Annotated in this window: 19 protein-coding genes; 13 read left to right on the forward strand and 6 right to left on the reverse strand. The window is 64.9% G+C overall.

What is annotated here, in order from left to right:
* The first annotated feature begins 177 nt into the window (after nucleotides 1-177).
* A complete protein-coding gene (locus tag C446_RS01285; RefSeq protein WP_006671236.1) occupies nucleotides 178-414 on the forward strand; it encodes a PLDc N-terminal domain-containing protein in 237 nt (78 codons plus the stop codon).
* Nucleotides 415-459: 45 nt separating this feature from the next.
* On the opposite strand, the gene thpR is transcribed toward C446_RS01285, so the two are convergent.
* Nucleotides 460-1,017 carry an RNA 2',3'-cyclic phosphodiesterase gene (thpR, locus tag C446_RS01290; protein WP_006671237.1) on the reverse strand — a complete coding sequence of 186 codons (558 nt, stop codon included), beginning with the start codon at nucleotides 1,015-1,017 and terminating at the stop codon, nucleotides 460-462.
* A gap of 108 nt (nucleotides 1,018-1,125) precedes the next feature.
* Here thpR and C446_RS01295 point away from each other — a divergent pair, with 108 nt between their 5' ends.
* From C446_RS01295 to sufU, 10 genes are all read left to right on the forward strand, one after another.
* A complete protein-coding gene (locus C446_RS01295) occupies nucleotides 1,126-2,820 on the forward strand; it encodes a hydroxysqualene dehydroxylase (RefSeq protein WP_049919961.1) in 1,695 nt (564 codons plus the stop codon).
* 57 nt (nucleotides 2,821-2,877) lie between these two features.
* A complete protein-coding gene (locus tag C446_RS01300; protein WP_006671239.1) occupies nucleotides 2,878-3,771 on the forward strand; it encodes a tetratricopeptide repeat protein in 894 nt (297 codons plus the stop codon).
* A 2-nt stretch (nucleotides 3,772-3,773) separates the two neighbouring features.
* Complete coding sequence (locus tag C446_RS01305; RefSeq protein ID WP_006671240.1) at nucleotides 3,774-4,067, forward strand: DUF424 domain-containing protein; 294 nt, start codon at nucleotides 3,774-3,776, stop codon at nucleotides 4,065-4,067.
* A gap of 131 nt (nucleotides 4,068-4,198) precedes the next feature.
* Nucleotides 4,199-4,543 (forward strand): hypothetical protein, encoded by a 345-nt coding sequence (locus C446_RS19470; protein ID WP_193363513.1) that lies wholly within the window; start codon nucleotides 4,199-4,201, stop codon nucleotides 4,541-4,543.
* Nucleotides 4,544-4,633: 90 nt separating this feature from the next.
* Nucleotides 4,634-5,551: a hypothetical protein gene (locus C446_RS01315; protein WP_006671242.1), complete on the forward strand. Its 918-nt coding sequence runs from the start codon at nucleotides 4,634-4,636 to the stop codon at nucleotides 5,549-5,551.
* Between the two features lie 185 nt (nucleotides 5,552-5,736).
* Nucleotides 5,737-6,981 (forward strand): aminotransferase class V-fold PLP-dependent enzyme, encoded by a 1,245-nt coding sequence (locus C446_RS01320; protein WP_006671243.1) that lies wholly within the window; start codon nucleotides 5,737-5,739, stop codon nucleotides 6,979-6,981.
* Between the two features lie 155 nt (nucleotides 6,982-7,136).
* A complete protein-coding gene (locus C446_RS01325) occupies nucleotides 7,137-7,571 on the forward strand; it encodes a hypothetical protein (RefSeq protein ID WP_006671244.1) in 435 nt (144 codons plus the stop codon).
* 172 nt (nucleotides 7,572-7,743) lie between these two features.
* Nucleotides 7,744-8,409, forward strand: a complete 666-nt coding sequence (locus C446_RS01330; protein WP_006671245.1) for an HD domain-containing protein — start codon at nucleotides 7,744-7,746, stop codon at nucleotides 8,407-8,409.
* An 83-nt stretch (nucleotides 8,410-8,492) separates the two neighbouring features.
* The gene (locus C446_RS01335; RefSeq protein WP_006671246.1) at nucleotides 8,493-8,741 is read left to right on the forward strand and encodes a hypothetical protein; all 249 of its coding nucleotides are present in this window, start codon (nucleotides 8,493-8,495) and stop codon (nucleotides 8,739-8,741) included.
* 201 nt (nucleotides 8,742-8,942) lie between these two features.
* Entirely contained in the window at nucleotides 8,943-9,377 is a 435-nt protein-coding gene (sufU, locus tag C446_RS01340; RefSeq protein WP_006671247.1) for a Fe-S cluster assembly sulfur transfer protein SufU, read from the forward strand.
* A gap of 225 nt (nucleotides 9,378-9,602) precedes the next feature.
* On the opposite strand, the gene C446_RS01345 is transcribed toward sufU, so the two are convergent.
* From C446_RS01345 to pspAB, 5 genes are all read right to left on the reverse strand, one after another.
* Nucleotides 9,603-10,967, reverse strand: coding sequence for an RNA-guided endonuclease InsQ/TnpB family protein (locus tag C446_RS01345; protein WP_006671248.1), 1,365 nt, complete (start codon nucleotides 10,965-10,967; stop codon nucleotides 9,603-9,605).
* Nucleotides 10,964-11,404, reverse strand: coding sequence for an IS200/IS605 family transposase (tnpA, locus tag C446_RS01350; RefSeq protein ID WP_006671249.1), 441 nt, complete (start codon nucleotides 11,402-11,404; stop codon nucleotides 10,964-10,966). Before tnpA ends, C446_RS01345 begins: the two co-directional genes overlap by 4 nt.
* Before the next feature lie 203 nt (nucleotides 11,405-11,607).
* Nucleotides 11,608-12,639, reverse strand: coding sequence for a DNA repair and recombination protein RadA (gene radA, locus C446_RS01355; protein ID WP_006671250.1), 1,032 nt, complete (start codon nucleotides 12,637-12,639; stop codon nucleotides 11,608-11,610).
* Nucleotides 12,640-12,777: 138 nt separating this feature from the next.
* Nucleotides 12,778-14,052, reverse strand: coding sequence for an outer membrane protein assembly factor BamB family protein (locus C446_RS01360; protein ID WP_006671251.1), 1,275 nt, complete (start codon nucleotides 14,050-14,052; stop codon nucleotides 12,778-12,780).
* A gap of 263 nt (nucleotides 14,053-14,315) precedes the next feature.
* Complete coding sequence (gene pspAB / locus C446_RS01365; RefSeq protein ID WP_006671252.1) at nucleotides 14,316-14,921, reverse strand: PspA-associated protein PspAB; 606 nt, start codon at nucleotides 14,919-14,921, stop codon at nucleotides 14,316-14,318.
* A 52-nt stretch (nucleotides 14,922-14,973) separates the two neighbouring features.
* On the opposite strand from pspAB, the gene C446_RS01370 reads away from it, so the two are divergent.
* Both C446_RS01370 and C446_RS01375 read left to right on the forward strand, forming a co-directional pair.
* Complete coding sequence (locus C446_RS01370; protein WP_006671253.1) at nucleotides 14,974-15,462, forward strand: hypothetical protein; 489 nt, start codon at nucleotides 14,974-14,976, stop codon at nucleotides 15,460-15,462.
* Between the two features lie 130 nt (nucleotides 15,463-15,592).
* Entirely contained in the window at nucleotides 15,593-16,240 is a 648-nt protein-coding gene (locus tag C446_RS01375) for an SWIM zinc finger family protein (RefSeq protein WP_006671254.1), read from the forward strand.
* The last annotated feature ends 2 nt before the right edge of the window (nucleotides 16,241-16,242 follow it).

Consider the following 16,242-nt stretch of genomic DNA (forward strand, 5'->3'; position numbering starts at 1 on the left):
CGGCTCGCCAGTGATGCAGTCGTCGTCGGTCGTCACGCAACCCCGCCAGCGATTCGGCGAACACTCCGAATCGTCGGTTTCGGTTCCGCTCTCGAGACACAGTCGTTCGCTTCGAACGTCTTTCTTCCCGACAGGAATGTCACAAAGAATTTATCACGGCCGTCACATCCGACGTGTATGCCCTCCCTGACCGTTGCAGCGGCCGCCGGTGGTATCGGTTTGCTGCTGTTCGTCGCGTTCACGATTGCGTATCTCGCCCTGGTCGCCTGGACCTACGCCGACGCACAGCAAAACAGCGAGCATCCGGCGTTCCTCTGGACCATCGTCGTGTTTCTCGCGCCGATCCTCGGTCTCGTGTTGTACTTGATCCTCGGCCGAGGACGAGCCGGACCGGCGACACGACACCGCTACTGACCGTCTTTCGGCGGCGTTGGCGGCCCGTTGCTCGTTTCGTCCATCTCACTCGAGGGAGAAGCGTTCGACCGTCGAGTAGACGGGCCCGTCGTCGGTGAGCGTACTCTCCGTCAGCCGCACTTCCCCGACCCTCAGCTCGCCCACCGTTGGGTCGCGCTCGCGGACGAGGTCCTGGACGAGGTCTTTCCCGCCGGCGTGTTCCATCCGGGCGAGCGTGACGTGTGGGGTGAACTGGTGGTCCTCCTCGTCGAACCCCATCGCCGTCGTTCGCTCTTCGATCGCCTCGTGTAGCGCCGTCAGTTCCGCGCCCCCGGTCTCGGTACCGGCCCAGAGGACGCTGATGTACTCGAGGGTCGGGAAGACGCCCAGCCCGCCGATCCGCGCGTCGAAGGGGTCGACGCCGGCCTCCGTGACCGCGGTCTCGAGTTCCGACTCGAGAGCGGGGAGGCGATCGTCGTCCACGTCGCCGAGGAATTTCAGGGTGACGTGGGCCTGTTCGGGATCGGTGAATTTCAGGCCGCTCGCGTCGGCGAACGTCGCCTGCAGGTCCGCGACGTCGTCGGCGAGTTCGTCGGGCAGGTCGACGCTGACGAACAGTCGCATAGACGGCGGTTCGCGGGCTGTCCACTCAACGGTGACGGTCCGTTCGCTCGGTTCGCCCGGTCGTCGTTAGGCGCGCCCATTATGTCGTTCGCAGCCCTGCCTCCGGTAATGATCGAGTCCGACGTCGCCGTCGTCGGCGGTGGGATCGGCGGCCTCACCGCGGCCCACGAACTCGCCGAACGGGGGATCGACGTGACCGTCCTCGAGGCGAACGAACGGTTCGGCGGAAAAGCCAGGTCGATGCCGATCGCCGGGGCGAGCGGCGAGAGCGTTTCGACTCCCGGAGCGAGTGACGCGCCGCTACACGGCGAACACGGCTTTCGGTTCTTCCCGGCGTTCTATCGGCACGTAACCGACACGATGGCCCGGATTCCCGACGGTGAGGGAACCGTCGCCGACAACCTCGTCGAGACCGAGGCGACGCTGATCGCCAACGTCGACGGGCCGCCGCAGGTGGCCGAAACCGGCACGCCGGAGACGCTTCGAGGCTGGCTCGAGGCGCTACGGCCGGCGTTCGCCGAGGACCTCCCCCGATCGGACGTCCGCTTTCTGCTCGAGCGGCTGTTGTACCTGCTGACGTCCTGTGAGGCCCGTCGCGAGGACGAACTCGACGATATCTCCTGGTGGGAGTTCATCGACGCGGAGAACCGTTCCCAGGAGTTTCGCGACCGGCTGGCCTACGCGACCCAGGCGCTGGTCGCTCTCCGCCCACAGGTCGGCAGCGCACGGACGATCGGGACGATCTACTTGCAGTTGCTGTTCGGCCAGCTCGACCCGACGCGTCCGACCGAACAGGTGCTCAACGCCCCGACGAGCGTCGCGTGGATCGATCCCTGGCTTCGCTATCTCGAGGGGCTCGGGGTCGACCTCCGGGCGAACGCGCCGGTTCGGGACCTCGAGTTCGACGGCCGACGAGTCACCGCGGCGACGCTCGTCGACGGCGAGACCGTCGTCGCCGACGAGTTCGTTCTCGCGGTGCCGGTCGAGGTCGCCCCACAGTTCGTCACGCCGGAACTCGCTCGCGTCGCGCCGGAGCTGGGACGGATCGAACGGCTCGACACGGCCTGGATGAACGGCGTCCAGTTCTACCTCTCCGAGGACGTCACCCTGACGCGGGGCCATCAGGTGTACGCCGACTCCCCGTGGGCGCTGACTTCGATCTCACAACGGCAGTTCTGGCGCGACCACGAGTACGACGTGAGCGGTCGCGGCCCGGACGCGGTGGAAGGAGTTCTCTCCGTGATCGCTTCGGACTGGGACACGCCCGGCGTCGTCCACGGGAAACCGGCCAGGCAGTGTACCCGCGAAGAGATCGTGACGGATATCTGGGCCCAGTTGAAAACCCATCTGAACGGGACGAGCCCGACGCTGTCTGACGATCTGCTCGTCGACTGGTTTCTCGACCCCTCTATCGTCGAACGCGACGACGACTCCGAGGCCGGCGACCGCGTCGAAAACCGCTCGCCGCTGTTGATCAACACCGTCGGCTCCCTCCGGAACCGGCCGCCCGCGGACGTCGCGGTCCCGAACCTCACGCTCGCGAGCGACTACGTGCGAACGAACTCCGATCTCGCGTCCATGGAGTCGGCAAACGAGGCCGGTCGCCGGGCGGCAAACGCCGTCCTCGAGCGCCACGCTCGCCGTTCGTACGTGCCGGCCGATATCTGGGACCTCGAGGAACCGACGGCGTTCGAGCCGTTCAAGCGCGAAGACAGGCTTCGGTACCGGCTCGGGCTCCCCCATCCCGCGGAGGTCACACAATCGGTCCGGTCGCTGACCCGGCGTCTCGGCGGACGAGCGTAACGTTTCGCGTCTCCGCGGGTCGCAGACCTTAACAGTCCTCGACGCCACATTCCGCCAATGACCGACCCAGCGGACGATCGCGACCACGACTTCTCCGAAGGGGAGGGGTTCGACGATCCGTACGACGAGTTCGACCTCGACCCGCCCGAACTCGGCGTCGACCCGGCGAAGGTCGACCCCGTCGACTCCCGCGTGATCACCGACACGTTAGACGAGCACACTGTCGACCACGAGGACGTCGACGCGAACGAACTCATCGACGTCGGGCTGAACTACATGCAGATCAACCGCTACGAGCAGGCCACCGATGCCTTCGAGCGGGCAGCCCAGTTCGCCGAGGACGACCGCGTCGAACAGGAGGCGTGGGTCAACAGCGGCGTCGCCCACGCCGAACTCGAGGAGTACGACCGCGCGATCGGTGCCCACCGCGAGGCACTCGCGATCGACGACGAGAGCGAACACGCCGCGACAGCCGAGACGAACCTCGCCTACGCCCTCTGGGAGTTCGGCGAGACCACACAGGCTCTAGAGCACGCCGAGCGCGCCGTCGAGATCGACGAGCGATTCGCCGAAGGCTGGTTCAACCGCGCCTTTTTCCTCTCCGAGCGGGGGCTGGCCGAGGACGCACTGCACTGTATCGACAACGCGATCCGCCTCGGCCTGCGCAACGCGAAAGTGCTCGAGGAGAAAGCCGAGATTCTCGAGGAACTCGGCCGCTACGACGAGGCCGAGGAGATCGTCGAGGAGGCAAACGAGCTGGTCGAGCAGGCCGAACAGGAAGTCATGGAGGACCGCATGGACGGCCGTGGACAGGCCGGTGGCGGTGCCGGCGGCCTCGAACAGCCCGAACAGCGCGGCCAGCCGTTCGACGCCGGGAACGCGGTCGAGGACCCCGGCCGTCGAACTGGTGACGAGCGCACGGACCGCGACCGCGAATTCGAGTTCGAGTAGCGATGATCGTCAACGAACGCGAGACCGAGGAGGGGTTGCTCGTCGCCGTCTGCGACGCCGACGTACTCGGCGAGACATTCGAGTCCGGCGAGATTTCGCTGACCGTCACCGAGGAGTTCTACGGCGGTGACGAGGTCGACGAACGCGCCGTCGTCGAGAGCCTCGCCCGGGCGGACGTAGCCAACATCGTCGGCACCCGCGCGGTCGAGTTGGCCGTCGAGGAAGGGTTCGTCGACGAGGCCAACGTCCTCGAGGTCGGGTCGACGCGTCACGCGCAGTTGTTGCGCCTGTACTGAGTGTACTGCTTTCCTCGGCTCGATCACCTCCTACTGTTCCGTTCCTCCTCGGTTGGGCCGGTCGATCGTTCGAACGGCATCTTGATAGTGTATTTACACGTACTTGGGTTCATGCCCTGGTCTTCGGCCGGATGTCGAACCGCACTGGATTCCGGCGTCTCGTCGAGGCGTACACGCCGGACGGGACGCTCGGTCGGCTCGGCCTGTCGGCGGTCTCCGGCTCCGCTGGCGTCTACGCGCTGCTCGTCGCGTTCGGCTTTCTCGTCAGCCCGTGGATCGGCTCGCTCCTGCTCGTTCCGATAGCTGCCGTCGCGGGCGTCTGCCCGACTGTCGTCACGGTTCTGACCGAGGCGGCGTTCGAACGGAACTCGAGGCCGTCCTCTCGGAATCGGAGGGGCTCGGCGCGGGACGCCGGGATAGAGCGGAGCCGCGATGACGACGCCGATTTGCCCATCGGGCCGGAACGCACCGGGTGACTCCGTTTCGGTGTTGCGGCCGGTCACGTCGTCGGCATCGAACACGTCACGAACCATACCTTTTTGTCGACTGCCCTGTTGCCACTGGATATGTCCTCTGAACGGACGGATCGATCGACCGAACCGAGCCTCCTCGAGCGGTTGCGACAGCCCGAGTACACGGGAGAGAACCGCTGTATCCCCTGTACGACGGTCAACATCGTGATCGCGGTCGTCCTCGCGGCCGCGGTGGCGATCGTCTCGTTGCCCGCTGCGCCGGCGGTGCTCGCGGTCGCGCTCGCTGCGATCTACTTCCGAGGGTATCTGGTACCAGGAACGCCGACGCTGACGAAGCGATACTTCCCGGACTGGCTCCTCGCAAAGTTCGACAAAGCGCCGGCTTCGGGGCCCGACGGGACGACACTCGAGACGCCGGCCGAGTCGACGCCCGACGATGTCACCGTCCCAGACCACGTCGATCCAGAACGACAGTTCCGCGAGCACGGGATCGTCGTCCCCTGCGACGAACGCGAGGCCGAGGCCGACGACGAAGCCCAAGCCCAAACCCAAGCCGAAGCCGAAGACGACCTCTGTCTCACCGAAGACGTTCGAACGGCCTGGCGAGCGGAACTCGAGGCGGTTCGAGACGAGGACCACGAACGACAATTAGCGGCGTTTCTCGAGGTCGACCCCGAGTCACTCGAGTTCGAGGCCGTCGAAGACGGTGCCACCGCCCACGTCAATGGGCGACCGGCCGCCCGCTGGGAGTCCGGCACTGCCGCGCTCGCCGACCTGGCCGGGATTCGAGTGCTCGAGGACCAACTCCCACACTGGGACCGGCTCGCACTCGAGAACCGGAGCCAGCTGGCAAGCGGGCTTCGGGCCTTCGTCGAACGATGTCCGGACCCGGACTGTGAGGGACCGATTTCGCTCGACGAAGAGACCGTCGAGTCCTGCTGTCGCTCCCATCAGGTGTACGCGATCACGTGTGAGGCCTGCGACGCACGTATCCTCGAGGTGTCGGCATGACGGGCTGGTGACTTCGTCTGCCCGCCCGAGGCGTTTCGTGTTCGAGTCGCCCCGGAACCGAAACCACGAACGGTTTCGGGGCCGCCCCCGTTCGTCCCCGCGTTGCCCCGCCGTCCGTCCGCGACGGCGACGAAAGCTGGCGGAACCGAAGGAGTGTTTTGTGTGCGGTCCCTGCTACTCACGTAATGAGTTCCCAGGACCTCGAGTCGCTCGACGTCGAGGCGATCCGCCAGCAGTTCCCCATCCTGCAACGGGAGTTCGACGGCCAGCAGGTCGTCTACCTCGACAACGCGGCGACGACCCAGACGCCCGACCCGGTCGTCAACGCGATGAGCGACTACTACCGCGAGTACAACGCCAACGTTCACCGCGGCATCCACCATCTCAGCCAGGAGGCGTCGATCGCCTACGAGGAGGCCCACGACCGTGTCGCCGAGTTCATCAACGCCGACGGTCGCGAGGAGATCGTCTTCACCAAAAACACCACCGAAGCCGAGAACCTGGTCGCCTACTCGTGGGGATTAAACGAGCTCGAGCCTGGCGACGAGATCGTCCTCACGGAGATGGAACACCACGCCTCGCTGGTCACCTGGCAGCAGATCGGCAAGCGGACCGGTGCCGACGTGAAGTACATCCAGGTCGACGAGACGGGACGGCTCGACATGGATCACGCCCGTGAACTGATCACCGACGACACCGAGATCGTCTCGGCGGTCCACGTCTCGAACACGCTCGGTACCGTCAATCCAGCCGCCGAACTGACCGAGATCGCCCACGAACACGATGCGTTCTCGTTCCTCGACGGTGCCCAAGCCGTCCCCAACCGCCCCGTCGACGTCGACGCGATCGATGCCGACTTCTATGCCTTCTCGGGGCACAAGATGGCCGGCCCGACCGGGATCGGCGTGCTCTATGGCAAGCGAGAACTGCTCGAGGAGATGGAGCCATACCTCTACGGCGGCGGAATGATCCGCAAGGTCACCTTCGAGGAGTCGACCTGGGGCGACCTTCCCTGGAAGTTCGAACCCGGAACGCCCCCGATCGCGGAAGCCGTCGGCCTCCACGCGGCCGTCGACTGGCTCGAGGAGATCGGCATGGATCGGGTTCGTACTCACGAGGAAGCACTCGCGGCTTACGCCTACGATCGTCTCGAAGCCGAAGACGACGTCGAGATCTACGGCCCCGAGGCCGGCTCCGACCGCGGCGGGCTGGTCAGCTTCAACCTCGAAGGAGTCCACGCTCACGATCTGACCTCGATTATGAACGACCACACGATCGCGGTGCGGGCCGGCGACCACTGTACCCAGCCGCTGCACGACAAGCTCGGGGTTCCGGCCTCCACTCGAGCGTCGTTTTACGTCTACAACACTCGCGAGGAGGTCGACGAACTGGTCGCAGCGCTGGAGGACGCCCGGCAGCTGTTCGCGTAACCGTCGGTTTCGAACCCTGAGCTGCCGTCCTGTCGACGATTTCTGCGAACGGATTCTGGGAGGAACGACTGGGGAGACGGTCGACGGGCTACCCGACCGTTCGCCGGTGTTTATTCACACCAATATTTATTATGGTATTTCTCCCATGGTTGTGTATGTCTCTCGATCGAAAGCGGGACGCCGAACGAGTCGTTCGCCGCTGGGACCGAGCGTTCACCGCCCTCGCCGCCGAACCGCGACGACAACTCGTCGATGCGCTCATGGACGCCCGCGACGAGGAATCGGTTTCGCTGCCGGGCGCTGCGGAGAACCCCCGCCGTTCGATCGATCGTGAGTCGTTCCGGGTCACTCTGTCCCATACACATCTCCCGCTACTCGAGAGCGACGGCTACGTCCGCTGGGATCGGAGCCCGTTTCGCGCCTACCGCGGGCCGCGGTTCGAGGAGGTCGCGGTAGTCCTCGAGTCGCTGTATGCAAACGTCAGCGCGATTCCCGAGCAACTGATCCACGGCTGTCGAACACTCGAGCAACAGCGGAACCGCGACGGGGAGTCCCGTGGACCCGAGGATTCGACGTCGATGAGTGATTGAGACGGTTGACTGTAGTCAGTTCCCGCCGATCGCCGGAACGGGGTCGACGCTCGGCGGGAAACAGTTACAGCAATCCGTAGGAGAGCAGCGACCGTGCGAGAGACGGGACGACCGAGCCGGGCCCGACGTGGCGAGCGGGTCGCTTATTTGACGGTCGGCGAAACACGCCCTCATGCTCGACGCAGTCAGACGCCGTGCCCGCCCGTACTTCGCCGACGCGCAGCCGGCTCACGACTGGCGACACGTCCGCCGGGTCGAAGCCCTCGCGGAGACGCTCGTCGATCGCCACCGTCGTTCTGTTGGTGCCTCCCCGCTCGAGGTCGACGAACGGGTCCTGACACTCGCCGTCCTGTTGCACGACATCGGCCGCGCGAAAGAGGACCGCGGCGAAATCGACGACCACTCGACGTGGGGTGCCCGCGAGGCCGAACGAATCCTCGAGGAACTCGAGGCCGAGCCGACCGTCGTGGACCGCGTTCGCCACTGCGTCGACGCCCACCGCTACTCGGCCGCCCCCGAACCGGGGACGCTCGAGGCGAAACTGCTCTCGGATGCCGACAATCTCGACGCGCTCGGAGCCGTCGGAATCGCTCGCGTGTTCTCCTACGGCGGCGAGGTGGGGTCGCCGATCCACGGCCTGGACGTGGTTCCGGACGACGGCTCGTCGCCGATCGAAGCCGACGACGGTGGTAGTCAGTACGACCACATCCACGAGAAGCTCCTCGATCTCCCCGACCGGATGTACACCGACGTCGGCCGGGAACTCGCCGACGCCCGCGCGTCGTTCGTCCGGGAGTACGTCACCCAGTTCGACGCGGAGATTCGCGGCGACCGGTGACGACAGCCGTGTTGAACAACAACAAACTGGCGGTGGGTTTTTGGCTTCGCCGTCCCTATACGTCATCGCCGAGGTGAGAACACATGCACGAGAAAACGATCGGCCGTCCCGAACGGGAGCCGTTCGAGGCCCTGGTCGACGTTCTCGCCACGGCCGACCGGTACGACTTCCTCCTCTGGATCGTGCCGGCTGCCTTCGCGGTTGCACTGGTCGTCGCCACCGTGGCGAGCGTGTCGGTGTCGCAGGCGTTGATCGTCGCCGCGGCTATCGGCGTACTCGTCATCGTAGACGCCTGCTACCTCAACCCCCCGATCGACCAGGGGTCGACGTAGCAGTATCGACCACCAACCGTTCGACACACCCGAAATGCAACCGTCCTTCCGTTCTCCGTCGTCGTAACCGATCCTCGTGACTCGATTCGTCACCACCCGCCGTAGCTCTCCTCACCACCCCCACCCGTAACCGATTTCGGTATCCTGCTAACCGCCACCCCGGAACCCTTTTACAATTCACCGGTCTATTCGCACGTACCAATGGGACTGGGCTCGGACATGTACCGACAGCAGATCCTCGATCACTACAAGAACCCCCGCAACTACGGGGAACTCGAGGATCCCACGTTTACACACGTCGGCGAGAATCCGATGTGTGGCGACGAGATTCGGATGGACGTCAAACTCGCGGACCGTGAAGACGACGAAGCCGAGGCGACCATCGAGCAAGTCGCGTTCTCCGGCGACGGCTGTGCGATCAGCCAGGCCTCCGCGAGCATGCTCTCGACGGAGCTTCGAGGGAAAACCGTCGACGAGTTGCTCGAGATGGACCGCGACGACATCGTCGACATGCTCGGTGTCGACATCTCCCCGATGCGCGTCAAGTGTGCCGTCCTCGCGGAGAAAGTCGCCCAGGACGGCGCGGAAATCTACCGGGGCGAACTCGACGTCGACAAGACGACGACCGAGGACTGAGTTCGGGCGTCCGGTTTCCGATCCGTCCCCTCCGATCTCGATACACGCGGTTTCACGTTCTCGCGTCCGTACTGCCACGACGAGTGTGACGAGTGTAACGGGTACAACGAGTACGCTCCAGCGCTCGAGAATCCGAGCGTGGGAACCCGATTGACCCCCTCCTCCGCGTAAACGCGGAGGAATCCCGCCACGGGATTTCAGGCCGAGCGAAGCGGCCTGTTGGTTTCAAGACGCATACGTTCCAAGCGTCACCTGCTGGTTTTCAGCATCGTCCCCAGAAATCGGAGATTTCTGGTGTGCGAACGAATCGCGCCGCGATTCGTTAACGGCTTGGCTGTCTTGTGGCCCGGTCAAAGAGGCCCCATCCGTAGCCGAGTCATCGTCACCGGCCTTCTGCCGGGAAGCCCGGTCGCTTTGGCGGTGACTCTCTCCACTACGGTAGCGATCTGCAATGTTTATCGCCCCGTTCACATCGGCTTGATACTCACCGAGCCAGCAGTCGTCGTTCGAACATCTGAACGTCGCCTGCCGTGGCCGGTAGCCGTGTTCACCGCAAGCGTGGCACGCCTTCGAGGTGTTCCGGGGATTCACCGTCTCGACGGGAATCCCCTTCTCGGTGGCTTTGTAGCGAATCTGTGCGTGGAGTTTGGCAAAGCCCCATCCGTGCAACCGTCGATTCATGTACTCGCCGTAGTCCATGTTCTCGCGGATGTACGTCAGGTCTTCCAGCACCAACACTGGGTTCTCGACAGACTCGGCGTAGTCCACGACCTCGCGGGTCACACGGTGGAACACATCGTCAATCTGGTCCCACAGTGCGTCACCGTAAGACTCTGCGATTCGCTCACTGCCGCGCTGCTGAAGCCGTCGCTTGGCGGTGAAATAGGTTTTACGGAGCCGACGAACGGCTTTGCCGTCGTCGGCCCACAGGCGGGGGCGAATCGGAGAACCGCTCTCGTCGCGGTGACACACCGTGACGAGACTCGCTTCTCCGATGTCCACGCCTATCGGCGTCCTGTCGAGCCCCGCGAGACAGGGCTCGCCAGACTCGTCTGGCGGTGTCCGCTCGTCGGCGGACGCCTCATATTTGTCCTCCACGTTGCGGGTGGCGGTGACGTGGAGATACCACGTTCCGTCCCGCTCGAACAGCCGACTTTCACCCATTTCGGCGTCGTCTGCGTACAACGCTTCGAGCCACTCCCGCTGTTCGGGAATGGCACGAGCCGGAATCCAGAGGTGGTAGTCCTCATGGTGCGGGACTTTGACGTACCACTCGACAGCGTTCTGTGGCTGGTGGTCGAGTTGCAGGCCCTCGTTGGTGAACCGCACCGGGTGGTCGTCGTGAAGCTCGTCGGCGTCGTAGCTGTTCCCACAGAGTTGTGGGACGTACTTTTTGAGGGCGTTTTTGGCGTAGCCGCTCAGGTCGTACTCGACAACCACGTCGTTGGCCGCTGACTGTGTGTCACAGCCAGCGGCGAACGCGGCCTGAAGTGCCTGCTGGTAGGCGTTCCGTGTCTCACGAAGCTTCTGCCGCTTGTGGACGTTTGGGTCCATAAGCTTCAGTTCGAGCGTTTTCGTGAGTTCGGTCACGCTTCTGCCTCCTTGTGCCGGTTGATGTAGTTCTCGACAGTTTCGCTCGAGACGTGCCCGGCTGTCCCGGCGTAGTAGCCGCGTGCCCACCGTATTTTCTCGCCGTCGTGGTCGGCGTGGCGGTGGTTATATTTCCGTGAGGAAATGCCCTTGAACCAGTTGGCGAGCAGTGATGGGCTGTGTTTGGGCGGGCTACTGACGAACAGGTGAACGTGGTCGGGCTGAACAGTCAGATTTTGAATGTCCAAGCCTTTCTCATCGGCAATTTCGTGGAGGATGGATTCCACACGGTCGGCAACCTCTCCCGTCAGTACCGCGTTGCGGTACTGAGCGGAACCCTGTTCCGCGATGTCCGCAGAACCGTCGGTTCTGCGAGACTTCGGGAGCCACACTATGTGGTAGTTGAGGTTGTAGGTTGCGTGCCGTGTGGTCTTCATCCGTGCTACACACTATGGTCATATAATGACAAATATCTTGTGGAAACGGTGGGAAATCCAGTCCTGCAATAGAACGGTGGATTGTCACACTATGCTGTCCGCTCGACCCCCGCCTGTTCGCTCCTCGGTTCCGACAGAGCGTCGGAACACTCGTCACTCACGGGAAGGCGGGGGTATGCGCTCGTATCTCTATCAGCCGACGGTTATTCCGGCTTCAGCCCCTCGTCCTGGACGCGCATGACCGCCTCGCCGTCGGCGAGGTTCGGCGCGTCAACCAGGCGGACGATCCGTTTGTCGCCCTTCGATTTCCGGAGGTAGATACGGAACGTCGACTTGTGACCGAGGATGTTCCCGCCGATCGGCTGGGTCGGGTCGCCGAAGAACGAGTCGGGGTTCGAGGCGACCTGGTTGGTAACGATGACGGCGGCGTTGTAGAGGTTCCCGACCTTGTCGAGGTCGTGGAGGTGTTTGTTGAGCTTCTGCTGGCGATCCGCGAGTTCGCCACGGCCTACGTACTCGGCGCGGAAGTGCGCGGTCAGCGAGTCGACACAGAGCAAGCGGATGGGATACTCCGAGTCTTCGTGTTCGCTCGCGAGCTCCTGGGCCTTCTCTGCCAGCAGCATCTGGTGGTTGGAGTTGAACGCCTTCGCGACGTGGATTTTCTCGAGGATGGCATCGACGAGTTCGTCGAGCGCCTCCTCGTCGTCGGCCGACCCCTCGATATCGCGGTCCTCGAGTGTCGCCTCGATGGCCTCGTCGGGCAGGCCACGGACCATGTCGTCGATCCGCTCGGGGCGGAACGTGTCCTCGCTGTCGATGAACATCGCACTGCCGTGGAGGCCACCGACTTCCTTGGGAAGCTGGACGTTGACGGCCATCTGGTGGGTGACCTGGGACTTCCCGGAGCCGAACTCACCGTACACTTCGGTGATCGACTGGGTCTCGATCCCGCCGCCGAGCAGGTCGTCGACCTCGTCGATGTGCCAGCTCAGTTTCCCGATCTCGTTCCGTCGTTCGAGTACGGTCGAGCCGGTCTCGAAGCCGCCGACATCGGCGGCGTCACGGGCGGCGTTGACGATGTCCGCCGCGGTGGACTCGCCGACATCGGCCGTGTTCGACAGCTCGGAGGGCGAGGCGACGGCGAGACTCTGGAAGGAGTCGAAGCCTGCATCGTGGAGTTTGTCTGCGGTTGCGGGTCCGACACCGGGGAGTTCCTCGAGATCTGCTTCGGGCATACTCCGTCGTTGTGCCGGACCCCTCATAAACCCTCGTTAACAGGGGAGTGAAAGTGAAAGTGCACGCAAGCATCGGGGTACTCGAGCGTTCGTCGATACAGTAAGGGAGGAAGACGAGCCCTCGCAGGGCCCCACGGGCTACGGCCGTCGGCCGTCCGAACGCCAGGTGAGACAGTGAAACACGCCGTCCTCGTTGCCGACGAACAGTTGCCGATCGCCGACCGCAGGCGTTCCCGTGATGGCAGCGTCGGTGCCGTAGTGCCAGAGGTGGGTACAGTCGTCGGCGACGTCGAGACCGTACAGCGAGCCGGTCGCGTCTCCGACGCAGACGACGTCGCCGACCACGACTGGACTCCCCCGGAGGGGGCCGTCTAGCTGGACGCCCTTCTTCGCGAACAGCCACCCCCGCAGCTTCCGGCGGCCGAAGGAGGTGTCGGTGACGTGGAGGTAGCCGTCCTCGGCCCCGACGAACGTGGTGTCGTCGTCGGGGAGGACCGTCGCCGAGCCGACGAACCCGTCGCGGATATCGTAGGAGAACCACGACTGGCCCGAGTCGACGCCCATCGCCAGCAGCGTGCCACCCTGGTCGGGGACGTAGACCAGCCCGTCGGCGACCGTCGGGCCGCCGGCGACGGCCCCGTCCGCGGGCGCGGTCCACTCCTCCTCGCCGGTCGCGCCCGCGAGCGCGAGGACGGTTTCGTCTTCGGTGCCGACGAAGACGACGGGCTGACCGTCGTCGTGGGTGGTATCGTGGTCGAAGTCGGTGTCGAAGCTGGTCTCGAGGTTCCCGTCGACGTTGGAGTGTGGGTCGGGTTCCGTCTCTCGCTCGCCGAACCTGCGCTCGCCGTCGCCACCACCGTTCTCGCCGTCGTCGACTGCTGGACAGCCGACGGCCGGCGCGTCGGTCTCGTAGGTCCAGACGACATCGCCGTCGTCGACGGCCCCGTCGTCGGCGCTCTCGGTCTCCAGCGGGCTCCCCGTACCGTCCTCGAGCGCGATCGCGGAGACGCCCGCCGTGTGACCGGCGTACAGCCGTCCGTCGGCGACGGTAAGCGAACTCGAGAGCGATCCCGGCAGTTCCGTGGCCCACTGCTGGTCGCCGGTTGCAGGGTCGAGCGCGTAGATCGTTCCCTCCTCGGTGCCGACGTAGACACGGGTTCGCGTGACGACCGGCGTCGTGCTCGTCGCGTTCATCGTCTCGAAGACCCACCGGCGACGGCCGGTCTCGCGCTCGAGTGCGTAGCAGTTCCCGCGCCCGGTGCCGACGTAGACTGTGTCGCGGTCGAGGACGGGTGTGCCGACGGAGCCGGTGAGATCGACGGTCCACGACTGCTTGACCCGGAGCGGTCCCTCGAGGTCGCGGCGGACGCCCCCGTTGCGGGCGTCGCCCTTGTGCTGGTTCCAGGAGGTCACTGCCGGGGAATACTCAGCGGATGGGTATAATGGAACGGATCTGCGCCGCTCGAGGAAGGTTGTCCTCACCGACGTGGCATTGTCGGCACGTATCGAAAGGGCTTGGAAGGGGGAAAACTCGGCAGGCACCGATCGAACGCTGTGTATGGCGCAGCGATCGTAGTGTGATGATGTGGCGTCGGCGTCCTGCCGTACCTACTCCTACCGGCTCCACCACAATATACGTCCCTCCAAAAGAATTTGGACCGACCGATCGATTCCGGTCACTCCCAGGGATGGGTCCCGCTCGCGCTCGGCCATAGCGGATACCAGTACTCCTTCTCGCGTTCGATCTCGAGTTCGCCGTCCAGGGCCGACTCGAGTTTGAACTCCGCGCTCGAGTCGCGCTCCCGCCCCGACCGTGGCGCGAAGGGGTAGTACGCACCCCGGCGAAACGAGTATATCCAGTAGGCCGGGCCATCGCGGTTTTCGTACGCGAAGACGGCAGCAAGTAGCCGCGAGCCGTAGTCGTGTTCGATGAACGTGTCCGCGGCGAAGTGCAGGCTGGTGATCAGGTCCTCGGGGTCGTCGTCCTCGAGGATGACCCAGTGGTAGCCGTGGTCGTCTTCGGAGACGTCGAAGTCCGTGCCGGTCTCGGTCTGACCGGCCTCGAGGATGGCTTCGACTTCGTCGACGGCCTCGCGGAAGCTGTGTGAGTCGACGCCGGAGAAACAGAGTGCGCCGACATCGGCCGACTGGTAGCCGAGTTCGGCCTCCATCGTCACGTAGGCGGTACTCATCCCGAAGAGGTCGTCGGGGTCGGCGTCGCGGCTCGCGTCGGCTTCGGCGCGGAGTCCGAGTACGGACCGGAGCCCGTCCAGCAGTCCCATACCCGATGCAACGTCCCCCTCCCTTTAGAAGGTCCCGAGAGAACCGTCGGTCGTGGCGCTCACGGACCGCGTACTCGAGTCGACTCGCACCTTCGAGGAGCACGTCGCGAACCCGCTGGTGTGTCGGCTGTTGTGCTCGCAGTTCCACTGGCTGGCGAGTTCCGCGCTCACGCTAGTCGCGTATACGGGTCACCGGTCGGGAACGCGGTATACGATCCCCGTCGCGTACGCCCGGGTCGAAGCCGCTGGCGACGCCGCAATCGTCGTTCTCACCCCGAAAACGGAGACGGTCTGGTGGACCAACTTCCGGGAGCCGACCGCGTGTACGCTCCGGCTTCGGGGCCGCCGTCGGCCGGCGACGGGCGAGGTCGTCGACGACGACCCGCCGCGTACCGACCTGCTCGAGAGCTACGTCGAGCAGCGACGGCTCCTGGCGTGGCTGCTCGGGCTCCGAAAGCGACCGTGGGGAGACGACGCGAGACGCGACCTCGATCCCGACGAGCACCTCGCCGTCGTCCGCTTCTCGCTCGAGGAGGGGTAACGAGGCCGGTCGCTATCCGTCGGAATTCCGGACGAACAGTCCGTCCAACACCCGGCGTGCCCGTTATACGCTTCGAGACCCTAGCGCGCGTGAACAGCGCGCTGACCGCCTGCACCAACCCGATGCACCCATGAACACAAAAGCATCACCGAAAGCACCGCTTCCCGTCTCGTCTCCCGACGTCGACCGCCTCGAGGGGCGATCGCTCCGGGCCCGCACCGAGCCGATGTCGGTGCTCCCGCTGGGCGACGGCCTCTACGAGGTCGAGTCGGCCAGCGACAGCACGTACCTCGTCGACCTCGAGGCCGGACGCTGTACCTGCCCCGACCACGTCTTCCGCGGCAGTCGGTGCAAGCACGTCCGTCGCGTCGCCATCGAAATTACCGACGGACGCACGCCGCCGCCGGGCGAGATCGCACTCGAGTGTCACGACTGTGACGCGCCGGTGTTCGTCGACGAAGACGAGGCGATCGAACCGGCCTACTGTGCCGAACACACGATCCAGCCGGGCGATACCGTCGTCGATCGCGAGACCGGCGACCGACTCACCGTCGTCGACGTCTCGGCGTACCGGGCCGACGCAGTCGACATCCCGGCGGCCGACCGCACGGTCGCCGACTACTGGACCAACGAGAACTACGACCCCGACGTGCCGGTCGTCGGCGCGGTCTACCCGCACGCGAACGTCGAGCCCAACGGCGTCGTCCCCTCGTCGCTACGGGTTTACGTGTTTCCACGGACGCGCCTGAAGAAAGGGTCACCGGACCGTCGGGGGTAGCC

It is taken from the genome of Halobiforma nitratireducens JCM 10879 (assembly GCF_000337895.1).
In the GTDB taxonomy this organism is placed as follows: domain Archaea; phylum Halobacteriota; class Halobacteria; order Halobacteriales; family Natrialbaceae; genus Natronobacterium; species Natronobacterium nitratireducens.